Here is a 10,770-nt window from a genome sequence, read left to right on the forward strand (position 1 = left end):
ATTCGCCGTGGAACGGGAGAAAACCTTTATTTCAATTTATATAGATAAACAAAAAATAATTGATTCCATAAAAAACTCCTTATAATTAGGATAGCCGTCACACCAACACCTAATTACAAGGAGATCGCTATCATGGATTGTACTACATTTCAGGCTTTATGGAAAGGTCTTGACCGGAAAATTTTTTCTAGTTCGATCAACGTCTCGATATCGACCGATACGTAAAAACATTATCCGCCTATCGTTTTTTACAGTTCGTGAATTGATTGGAAGAACTTTTGGTGATTAATACAGTTATTCAAATGGAGTTAATGTCTCATTATGAGATTGATATCAATCCTATTGTTAAGCAAATTAGAGAAGCTTACGTATATAAAATGGCTGATGAAATTATTGAAATTGATGATTTGATCGCTATGAAGGCAGGAGAGAAAAATTATTAGGGAGAAAGGTTCATAAGGGACCTGATGCGTTAATCGCAGCCACAGCCATTGTGCATCCAATTCCTCTAGTCACACTCATTAACCCAATTAAAGACAATGAACATTTCAACAAATTTCAGCAAATGTACAAATAGAAAAGGGCAAATAAACATCGGTGATTTATCATAGAAGGTAAAAAATAATGGAGACGCAGTGGTAGTTGACAAAGGGATCATTAGCTCAGTTAACTGGGCTTTTTTTATTGAACAAATAGCAAAAAAAGGGGAAACTACAGTTTTTTAATTGAATCCTTTTCATAAGGTGATTGTATTATTTGTTAAAATATATTACATATAATTGTTATAAATAATATCATTCAAAAGAAATTTAGTTAAAATGCACAAAATAATATTCAAAATTGTAAATATCCTCTAATGTTAAACTATTAAAAAGCGTATATAATAAGAATATATTACGTGTAATGTTATAAAAATTAACATAAAATTGAGATTGGCATAAGGGGTTGAACAAATGAGGACATTATTAATAAAAAATGCCAAAAACATCATTACGATGGACGAAAAGCGAACGGAATACCCAGGCGGCAGCATGTATGTTGTTGGACAAGAAATTAAAGCGATCGGATATGATTTGCCTTTTGAGACAGCGGACACTGTTATTGATGCACGTGGAAAAATTGTTTATCCGGGGTTAATCAATACACATCATCACTTATATCAGACTTTCACTCGAAATATCCCTTGGGTGCAGAATGTTGAGTTGTTTGATTGGTTAATCACTTTGTACGATATTTGGCGCCATTTAAAGCCAGAAGATGTGTATTTAAGTGCTATGGTCGGATTAGGCGAATTGCTTAAAAGTGGCTGTACAACAACCGCTGACCATTTTTACGTGTTTCCAAATGGAGTAAGTGGGGAATTAATCGATGAAGAAATACGGGCAGCTCGTGAGATTGGAATTCGTTTTTACCCAACTAGAGGTTCTATGAGTTTAGGTAGATCAAAAGGGGGATTGCCGCCAGATGAAGTCGTTCAAAGCGAAGATGTTATTCTTCGAGATTCCATGAGGGTTATTGAAACCTATCATGACCCTAGTAAATTTTCAATGTTGCGGGTAGGTGTTGCACCATGTTCGCCATTTTCAGTTAGTAAAGACTTGCTTCGTGAATCAGCAAATTTAGCCCGCAGTTATGGTGTTCGGATGCATACCCATTTGGCGGAAACGATCGATGAAGAGGACTTTTGCAGAGAAAAGCTTGGCATGCGTCCGTTAGAATTAATGGAAGAAACAGGTTGGGTTGGCGGTGACGTGTGGTATGCGCATGGAATTTGGTTTAATGACAAGGAAATTGCAAAGCTGGGTGTTTGCGGCTGCGGAGTTGCTCATTGTCCGAGCAGCAATATGAAAATGGCATCCGGAACGATGCGAATTATGGACATGTTACATGCAGGAGTAAAAGTGGGATTTGGTGTCGATGGTTCATCTTCCAATGATTCATCTAATCTATTACTTGATTTAAAAATCATGAACTTGCTCCATAATCTTCAGCATGGAACAACAGCGCTGAGCGCTGAAGATTGTTTATCGATTGCAACGAGAGGTTCGTCTAAAGTGCTTGGTTGGGAAGATGCCATTGGTTCCTTAGAAGTCGGCAAGGCTGCAGATATGTTTTTGATCGATACGAATCGATTAGAGTTTGCCGGTGCTCTCTTTAATGATACGGCGCTTCCGATTCTTGCGGGCACACCGCAAGTTGATATGACCATCGTTGGCGGGAAGATTGTTGTAGATGAAGGGCGTCTCGTGAATATCGATGAAGAACAATTTGCCATTCGGGCGCAAAAAGCTGCCGAAAAAATGCTGGAAACGGCTGCAAAGCATACAAAAGTCAATTATAGAAAATCGAGATTAACAAACTCAGCTATTCTAACAAAATAATTATGAGGAGGGATAGCGGTGGACGCAATTCAAAACGAAGTTGTCTCATTTCAACATGTTAGTAAGATTTACAATACTGGCACTGTCGCTTTAAGCCAATTTCATTTTTCGATAAAAGAAGGGGAATTTATAAGTTTTCTCGGTCCATCAGGCTGCGGGAAATCAACGGCATTAAGAATGGTAGCAGGATTAGGCGAAGCTACTGAGGGCAAGGTAAAAGTGTTTGGGCAAAACCCTAAAGAAATTATAAAAAATACAAATGATATTGCGTTCGTTTTCCAAGATGCTAATTTACTTCCATGGAGAACAGTGCTCGAAAACGTATTATTACCGTTAGAATTAAGGGGGGCTGATAAAAAAAGACGTAAAGAGGATGCGATCAAAGTATTAGAGATGGTGGGGTTAAAAGATCATTTAAAATCTTATCCTAGGCAGTTATCCGGCGGAATGAAGATGAGAGTGTCTATTGCTCGGGCGTTAGCTGCAAAACCTAAAATGCTTTTAATGGATGAACCGTTTGCTGCATTAGATGAGATTACAAGACAGACTTTGCAGACGGAACTGCTCGAAATATGGAAAAGGGAGAATATGACGATTTTGTTCGTGACCCATAATGTATATGAAGCTGTATATCTTTCTACTAGAATTGCAGTGTTGTCAGCGCGGCCTGGCAGATTATCCTCTATTATCGATGTCGACCTTCCTTATCCAAGGGAGCGAACAGATGAAAGGTTTACAGAGTATGTCAATATTGCCGCGCGAAGTCTTGAGGATAGTACAACTCGAAGGGAGTTGGGATAAATGTCTGTACAAACAGCAACTACTCAAACGAAGGAAATTGTCACTCAACCCAATAATACTGGCAGACTTAAAGTACGGAACAAGTCAAAATGGAAGTTCATTGGTCCGATTGTTGCGCTTGTTGTTTTTCTTTCTTTATGGCAGTTTGTTCCGATTATGGTTGGTGTGAAGCCGTTTATACTTCCAAAACCGACAGATGTTATTCAAGCGGCGATTGAAGATTGGGATTTATTATGGCCAGCCATAAAAATAACGGTAGCTGAATCTGTGATTGGATTTTTAATAAGTGCCATCATTGGGATTGGCGTCGCGGTTTTATTAGCTAGTTCCAGAATTTTAGAAATAAGCATTTACCCATATGCGGTTATTTTACAAACGATACCAGTTGTGGCCGTTGCACCGATCGTTGTTATCTGGTTCGGTTCAGGCTTCAACTCGATTGTGATGATTTCATTTTTAATCGGATTTTTTCCCATCATTTCAAATACTTTAATGGGATTGAATTCAGTCGACAAAAACATGAGCGAATTATTTACTTTATATAATGCGTCAAAATGGCAAAGAATGTGGAAGCTTCGAATACCAGCTGCTATGCCTTACATGATGACCGGGTTAAAAATATCTAGCACACTATCTATCGTTGGTGCTATTACGGGTGAATATATAGCAGGGATTGGCGGAGGGAAAGGTGGTTTAGGTTATGGTATTACGGTCGCAGCTGTTCAATTAAAAACACCATATTTATTTGCTTGTGGAATTGCCGCTGCTATTTTTGGGATTGTCTTTTACCTTCTCATAAGTTTGTTTTCTCATTTCATGCTTAGATCATGGCACGAATCAGCGATGAAGGGAGACAAATAAAATCTACGCAATGCGCGTTTAAAAAGAGATTTATATAAATTTAACATAATATTGCTTATTACTGGCATGAGTGGAATTAAGTTTAAAATCAGAGCAATTAATAGCCAATGGCTTGCTGAATTAAGGGATAAAGTTGGGAGCAGTTTAATATTTTCAAAACTACAATTTTGGTAGTAAAAAACAAAGTGCTATACGAGGGGGAAAATAAAATGAAGGCATTGCGCAAAGCAAATTTTTTATTAATTGGGATTATATTCATGTTTATCCTTGCCGCCTGCAGTGGGCAAGAGTCGAACAGTTCGACAAGCGAGGGAAATAGCAATTCAAATGAAGAACAAAAAAACTTAAAAGATGTAAAAATTGTATTAAACTGGTTCCCTAAAGCGCAGCATGGCGGTTTGTATGCAGCACAAGAAAATGGATTATTTGAAAAAAAAGGTTTAAAAGTCACGATTGAACCGGGCGGGCCGCAAGTATCCTCTATTCAAATGGTTGCATCTGGAAGTGCTGACTTTGGACTTGCACATGCTGACCAAATGGTTATTGCTAGAAATCAAGGAATTGAATTAGTCGCCGTAGCTGCTGCCATGCAAGGAAGCCCGCAAGCATTAATGTTCCATAAAGGGAAAGGAATCAATGATTTTGATGAATTAAATGGAAGAAAAGTGTATATTCAACCTGGTATTACGTATTGGGATTTTTTAAAATCAAAATACAATTTAAATAATGTACAAGAATTGGCTTATACTGGCCAACATTCGAATTTTATTAGCGATGTCAATTCCGTAAGCCAAGCCTTTGTTACATCAGAGCCGTTCTTCTTAAAAAAAGATGGAGTAGAGGTCGAAACGAAGTTAATATCTGATGCAGGGTATAATCCGTATAACATAGTCTTATATGTTACAAAAGACTATTTAGAAAAAAATGAAGAAACTGTAAAAGCTTTTGTAGAGGCTTTTGTTGAAGGATGGTATTTATATAAAGATTCTTACGAAGAGATCAATAAAGTGATTCAGAAAAACAACACTGATATGGAGTTAGAATCTTTGAAATTTGAAGCGGAAGCACAAAAAGATTTTGTATATGGAGGGGATGCAGCAGAGCATGGAGTCGGGTATATGACTGAAGAACGCTGGGCAACACTTATTAAACAGTTGTATGATCTAGGTTTATTAGAAAAGACGTTTGATGCAAAAGAAATTTTTACAACCAAATATTTGCCAAGACGTGAATCGAAGTAAAATCTGAAAACAAAAGCTGGGCAGCTTCATGGTTGCTCAGTTTTTTGTTTTATAAATGTAAACGTCAAATAGCCCCCACCTTTTTGAAGGCCGGAGCTTAAGGTATTATTTAGTTAGCTGATTAAAAGCAATACATGTAACAGGGAGTGTGGTTGACCAAGGAAGCATTTGATCCAATGCATTCTTGTCTGACAAATCCATATTGGGAAGCTGCTCAAAAAGATAGCGAAGATAGTAATATGGATTTAATTGATTCGCTTTCGCTGTCTCCACAATGCTGTAGATGATGGCACTTGCTCGTGCACCTTGTGGTGTATTGGCGAAAAGCCAATTTTTCCTTCCTATGACCACCGATTTGATGGAGCGTTCGCTGCGATTATTATCGATCTCCAGTCGCCCATCCTCTAAAAAGGCTATTAATTTGTCCCATTGGTTCAGACAGTATGCAATGGCTTTTCCTAGTGCGCTCTTTGGCAACACTTGTTGTTCTTGCTTTTGAAGCCATGACAAAAAAGCGTCTAAGATAGGCTTGCTTTGCTTTAGACGTTCTTCATACCGATCTTTAGGATCTAATTTTTTTAATTTACGTTCCACCGCAAACAGTTGATTACAGAAATTCAGGCCTTCGGTTGCGGTCACTGGTTTTACACTATTGGCGGGCATGGATCTTATGGCGTCTGTAAATCCTCTACGCGCATGAGCCCAACAACCAACCAAGGTTACGTTTGGAACTTTATGGTATCCTGCGTATCCATCCACCTGCAAATAGCCTTGAAAACCGTTTAGGAAATTCTTCGGGTTTTCCCCAGCTCTGGTTTCCTGATACTCATAAAGGATGATAGGCGGCCCTTCTATTCCTGTCTGATACTGCCATAAATAGGATGTAGAAGTAGCTGGTCTTCCAGGTTCCTGAAGAACCTGAAGGGTGGTTTCATCGGCATGAATAATATCAAGCTTCAGAAGAAGCTCATGCATCCGATGATACAGAACACTCAACCATCGTTCCGCTCCTATCACCATCCAATTGGCAAATGTTTGCCGGGAAAGAGGGATGCCCATTCGCTGAAACTGTTTCTCTTGGCGATATAAAGGGAGACCCTCTACATATTTTTGCGTCATAATGTGTGCCAAAACAGAAGGAGATGCTAAGCTGCCCGAAATGACGGGTTTCGGCCTAGACGCTGTTTTGATCGGTGTTTCGATCTCATGATGCTCACAATGGCGACAAGAGTAGACATATTGCACATGTTTGACTACTTTTAATTCCGCAGGAATATAGACAAGTTCTTGGCGTACTTCCGTACTCATTTCATGCAGAGCTCCACCGCAACACGAACAGACCTGCTCCTCAGCGGATAAACGGTATTCGACCGTTTCCACAGGCAGGTTTTCAAGCATTGCTTCGCGGTGACCGCGTGTTTTCCGACGGCGCTGATAACGAATGGACTCCAAAGTAGGTTCCGGCAAATCAAGGTTTGATTCGTTTTCTACTTCGTTGAATAGTTCCAATTGACCGGGAAGGATTTTTTCGCTCGAAACGCCAAAGCGTTTATGTTGCAGAAGGCGAAGCTGTTCTTCGTACCATTTTAATTTCGCTTCCAACTCCTGTTGTTTTTTTAGTTTCGCCTGTAATTCTGCATTTTGCTTTTCCAGCATTTCCAAGCGCTTGAGGAGATCTTCAGTTGTAAGGGTTGAGTTAGGGAATTTCGCTGTTGTTTTCATGCCCTTATTATACAACAAAACAGCAAAATTCCCTGAATTTTTATTATTTAAACCCGTGGTGCGGTACCGTCAAGAATTTTGTGTAATGTAAATGGGGTAGGGTTTCTCTGAAATGGATTTGAATTGATAGGGGACTGATTTTCTCCACACAAGAGACTGAATATTCAGTCTCTTGTGTGGAAAGGGAGAATCCCCTTATTTTGTTTATTTACAATATTTGGTTAACAATAACGTTCTTCAAACATTCGTTGAAGGGCTTCCTGCGCTTCGGCAAATCCTCTTAACTTTCGCCCTGCCCATTTCTCATTAAAATCTTGGATGGTCAAATACACGACTTTTTCCGCGGCTTCTAAACTGCTCAAACTGTTCATCGGCTTTAGACGTTTCCGAATCTCTTTGATCGTTCGTTCGATGACATTCGTCGTGTAAATCACACTTCGAATACTGCTTGGATAATCCATAAATGTAAGGAGGACATCCAACTCATTGGCCCAAGATTNNTTGAGATCCTCGGCCACTTCGAATTGGTCTTTTTTCCGAACACGATTTAGGGTGTTGCGGACTTTGTGCACGACACAGCGCTGCACATCGGCTTTCGGATACACCGCCTTAAAGGCTTCCTCCAGCCCCGGAAGGCCATCGAAGACGCCAAGAAGCACTTCCTTGACGCCTCTTTGGTAGAGGTGTTGAAGAATTTCCTGCCATACATAGGCGCTTTCTTGTCCTCCCACGAAGAAATCCAGAATTTCTCGATACCCTTCTTCATTCACTCCTAACACCACATAAATGACTTCTTTCTCTACCGTATCGCGGCGAAGTTTCACGTACAAGCCGTCCAAATATAAGACAGAATAACGTTTGGATAGTGGACGATGGTGCCATTTCTCGATGTCTTCTTTCACGACATCGGTAATACGGCTGATCGTCGCTGGAGAATAAGCATTTCCTAGAATTCGTTCGATAAACTTGCCAATTTCACGCGTACTCATGCCACTTTGGTACATCCTAATGATTGCTTCCTCCAGCCAGCCGGTGTGCCGTTGGTAAGGAGCGAACAATTGGGTTTGAAATTCTCCGTTTCGGTCTCTAGGGACCAAAAGACCTTCAATCCGGCCATATTGCGTATCTAGATTTCGTTGATAGTAGCCGTTTCTCATATTCGGCGTTCCAGCCTGTTCGATTTCGAGGAAATTCTTGATTTCTTCCCGCATGATCAGTTCTAATTTTTCCTTTACAAACTGACGAATGACACTTTCCAGTTGATTTGCCCAGTCGACATTCGGTATACTTTTAGACATAGGTAGGGTTCTCCTTTCTCTGGAATGTTTGGGTTCAATCAGAGAATACCCTACCTTTTTTATTTTGATCTAGCAAAATGCTTTACACAAAATTTTATACATCATCTTTCTCTCCTACTCAATTTCAATCTCGAAGTTCTCTTTTAAAGCCTCTAAAGCTTCCTCTACAGATCCAGCTGTTGAAATATCAGAACCAATTACTTGAGCGATTTTCCCTAAGAAAGTAGCAGAGGCTTTTTCTAAGTGAGGAGTGATACAATTAATGAAGGCTATTAAACCTTCACGCTCTAATGGATCTGTAGTCTGATTGACTAACTCTTGTAATTCTTCTAAAGAAGAATGTACTTTTTCTATTAAAGCCATTATTGCTCACCTCCCTCTAGAAATGTTGATCTATCAAGGCTTTTCGGCCTCTCAGGGGTGTCCAAAAAATATTTTTCGACAAAATCCCTTACATCCTTTTTCAGTTTTGTGGATATCTTACAGACCTAGGGTGCGCTTCGCGGCCACGGCTGGTTATATTTTCCTGCCGTGGGGGGGAAGCATATTCGATGCACCCTTTGGATCTCCGCGTCGCTGATGAGGACGAACCCTCCCATGTCTCCGGGCGTCTTCGCGCCAACATTCCCTCGTTCGGTCTCGTCATCAGGCGGAGGCCGGCCAAGCTCCTTTAGGGACTCAAGGTCGAATGGATGAAATCACGCCAGCTTCTCCGGTGTCATCTCGTTGTCCAACGATTCTTCCGTTCGCAGGGGGAGGCCTTAGGCCGCCCGTTGCACTTGGGACAAGACGTCCTGCTTCATTCGCTCCGCGTCAAACGCTTGTTTCTTCGTACAAATCGCAAACAGCACATTCAACAGCTTCCGGCACAAGGCGACGATGGACTGCTTTCCGGTCAGCGGGTTGACGGGGCGGGTCGTGTAATATTCATGCAGCTCGCGAAACGCCTCGTTGTGCCGGATCAGCGGAATCACCGCCCGAAACAGCACCGAGCGCAGCCGTTTCCGTCCCCGTTTGGAGATGTGCTTTTGCCCTTTGCGCTGGCCGGAGGAGTTCTCCTTGAGCGTCAGGCCCGCCAACTTCACCAATTGGCGCGGGTCCCGATAATGGGCGAAGCTGCCGATCTCCGCCAGCAGATCGATGATCGTGGCGTCTCCCAACCCGTCGACCGTTTTCAACCATTGGTACTCCATCGTCGTTTGAACCAATGCCTTCAACTCGGCGTCCAGTGCAGCGATCTCCGCCTCCAATTGGCGGTATCGGCGGACGAGCGCGGCGATCTCAAACCGGGCCATCGCTGTCCCTTCCGTCACCCCAATCGAGTCCTTCGCGGTGTTGATCAACGCCTGAATTTTGGCCTTCTGCGGGCATTTCATCCCTTCGCTTTGCCGGTACACCTCAAGAAGCTCCTCCACCGTCCGGCCGGCCATATCAGCCGGAAGCGGCGTCCACTCCAACACCGAAAGCGCCGTTTTCCCCAAGTCGCGAAACACGGTCCAAAACTCTGGAAAATACCGATCCGTCCAGCGGACGATCGCGTTTTTCACCGCNNCCAGGTTCAACCAGTAGTGCCCGGTCGGCTCCACGGCGACGATCACCTCTGACTTCCCGAACGCTTGCATCGCCCCCTGAATCGCTTTATACAGCTGTTGAAACCCCTCTTTCGACTGGAAGATCGGGAACGATTTGCGAAGCACGCGCCCCCGGTCATCCACGAAGCAGGCGTAGTGGGTTCGTTTCGCGATATCGATGCCCACGACAAGCGTTTGTTCGGTGACTTGATCAATTTTATAGTTTTGTGTACAATTCATCTGAAGTCCTCCTTGGTATGGTGAGTGATGTGGTTGACACCCCTGCATCATATGATATTATCCCTCTAGTGTAGACAGTTGGGAAAATGCCCATACTGTCATTAAAAACACTGGAGGGATTTGTTTATGTTCGAGACCAAGCAAACACCGAAAGGGAAGACCACTTATTCCGTGGAGTTTAAATGGAGGGCTGTCCAGATGTACATCGAAGAAGGATGGGGATATAAGCGGATATGCCAAGAGTTAGGGATTCCCTGCACGAAAACGATCAGACTTTGGGTAAAACGTTACCATGAACATGGTCTAAAAGGGCTCGAAGAACGGCGCGGGACATCCAAGTCTCCATTCAAGGGAAGGCCTCGAAAAAAAGAGTGCAGTTTAGAGGAAGAGAATCGAAGACTGAAAGCAGAGAATGATTATTTAAAAAAGTTACGAGAGCTGGCAAGGAGGTGAAACCGAAAGAGCGGTTCTCGATCATTCAGGAGTTATCCAACACCTATCCGATTGCCTGGCTATGCCAACTGGCCGGTGTGTCAAGAAGTGGATACTATCGATGGGTGAACCGGCAGGGAATCGTCACAGAGAAGCAAAAGGAAAATGAACAAATCAAACAAATGATCCTCGAATGCCATCAAAAGGTCAATGGGATCTATGG

Annotated in this window: 10 protein-coding genes and 1 pseudogene; 7 read left to right on the top strand and 4 right to left on the bottom strand. The window is 42.2% G+C overall.

All coding sequences use genetic code 11. The features are described from left to right. Nucleotides 1-281: 281 nt before the first annotated feature. The 5 genes from ETR37_RS19270 (at nucleotide 282) to ETR37_RS17460 (ending at nucleotide 5,284) form a co-directional block, all read left to right on the top strand. Nucleotides 282-443: a hypothetical protein gene (locus ETR37_RS19270; RefSeq protein WP_164978019.1), complete on the top strand. Its 162-nt coding sequence runs from the start codon at nucleotides 282-284 to the stop codon at nucleotides 441-443. A gap of 510 nt (nucleotides 444-953) precedes the next feature. Further along, nucleotides 954-2,381: an 8-oxoguanine deaminase gene (locus tag ETR37_RS17445; RefSeq protein ID WP_015375174.1), complete on the top strand. Its 1,428-nt coding sequence runs from the start codon at nucleotides 954-956 to the stop codon at nucleotides 2,379-2,381. Nucleotides 2,382-2,399: 18 nt separating this feature from the next. Beyond that, a complete protein-coding gene (locus tag ETR37_RS17450; protein ID WP_015375175.1) occupies nucleotides 2,400-3,182 on the top strand; it encodes an ABC transporter ATP-binding protein in 783 nt (260 codons plus the stop codon). Next, nucleotides 3,183-4,043 carry an ABC transporter permease gene (locus ETR37_RS17455; RefSeq protein ID WP_015375176.1) on the top strand — a complete coding sequence of 287 codons (861 nt, stop codon included), beginning with the start codon at nucleotides 3,183-3,185 and terminating at the stop codon, nucleotides 4,041-4,043. A 209-nt stretch (nucleotides 4,044-4,252) separates the two neighbouring features. Then, nucleotides 4,253-5,284: an ABC transporter substrate-binding protein gene (locus tag ETR37_RS17460; RefSeq protein ID WP_015375177.1), complete on the top strand. Its 1,032-nt coding sequence runs from the start codon at nucleotides 4,253-4,255 to the stop codon at nucleotides 5,282-5,284. Between the two features lie 105 nt (nucleotides 5,285-5,389). Here the strand turns inward: ETR37_RS17460 and tnpC are convergent, their stop codons facing one another. The 4 genes from tnpC to ETR37_RS17480 all read right to left on the bottom strand — a co-directional run bounded on the left by tnpC (nucleotide 5,390) and on the right by ETR37_RS17480 (nucleotide 10,115). Beyond that, nucleotides 5,390-6,940, bottom strand: a complete 1,551-nt coding sequence (tnpC, locus tag ETR37_RS17465; RefSeq protein ID WP_129447590.1) for an IS66 family transposase — start codon at nucleotides 6,938-6,940, stop codon at nucleotides 5,390-5,392. Nucleotides 6,941-7,227: 287 nt separating this feature from the next. Continuing rightward, nucleotides 7,228-8,304 carry an IS256 family transposase gene (locus ETR37_RS17470; RefSeq protein ID WP_129447586.1) on the bottom strand — a complete coding sequence of 359 codons (1,077 nt, stop codon included), beginning with the start codon at nucleotides 8,302-8,304 and terminating at the stop codon, nucleotides 7,228-7,230. 114 nt (nucleotides 8,305-8,418) lie between these two features. Then, nucleotides 8,419-8,667, bottom strand: a complete 249-nt coding sequence (locus ETR37_RS17475) for a histidine kinase (RefSeq protein WP_129447587.1) — start codon at nucleotides 8,665-8,667, stop codon at nucleotides 8,419-8,421. A gap of 398 nt (nucleotides 8,668-9,065) precedes the next feature. Next, entirely contained in the window at nucleotides 9,066-10,115 is a 1,050-nt protein-coding gene (locus ETR37_RS17480; RefSeq protein WP_129447588.1) for a transposase, read from the bottom strand. Nucleotides 10,116-10,241: 126 nt separating this feature from the next. Between ETR37_RS17480 and ETR37_RS17485 the strand changes: the two genes are divergently transcribed. Then, entirely contained in the window at nucleotides 10,242-10,568 is a 327-nt protein-coding gene (locus tag ETR37_RS17485; protein ID WP_011229672.1) for a transposase, read from the top strand. Next, a pseudogene (locus tag ETR37_RS17490) lies at nucleotides 10,565-10,770 on the top strand (helix-turn-helix domain-containing protein); the annotation flags it as partial. The gene ETR37_RS17485 and the pseudogene ETR37_RS17490, both read left to right, overlap by 4 nt.

The sequence above is a fragment of the Geobacillus sp. PK12 genome, assembly GCF_004123125.1.
GTDB lineage: Bacteria > Bacillota > Bacilli > Bacillales > Anoxybacillaceae > Geobacillus > Geobacillus zalihae.

Excerpts from the sequence above, each read along its gene's own strand:
- ETR37_RS17475 (WP_129447587.1), bottom strand. The coding sequence starts at position 8,667 with ATGGCTTTAATAGAAAAAGTACATTCTTCTTTAGAAGAATTACAAGAG.
- ETR37_RS17485 (WP_011229672.1), top strand. The coding sequence starts at position 10,242 with ATGTTCGAGACCAAGCAAACACCGAAAGGGAAGACCACTTATTCCGTG.
- ETR37_RS17445 (WP_015375174.1), top strand. The coding sequence starts at position 954 with ATGAGGACATTATTAATAAAAAATGCCAAAAACATCATTACGATGGAC.
- tnpC (WP_129447590.1), bottom strand. The coding sequence starts at position 6,940 with ATGCTGGAAAAGCAAAATGCAGAATTACAGGCGAAACTAAAAAAACAA.
- ETR37_RS17460 (WP_015375177.1), top strand. The coding sequence starts at position 4,253 with ATGAAGGCATTGCGCAAAGCAAATTTTTTATTAATTGGGATTATATTC.
- ETR37_RS17455 (WP_015375176.1), top strand. The coding sequence starts at position 3,183 with ATGTCTGTACAAACAGCAACTACTCAAACGAAGGAAATTGTCACTCAA.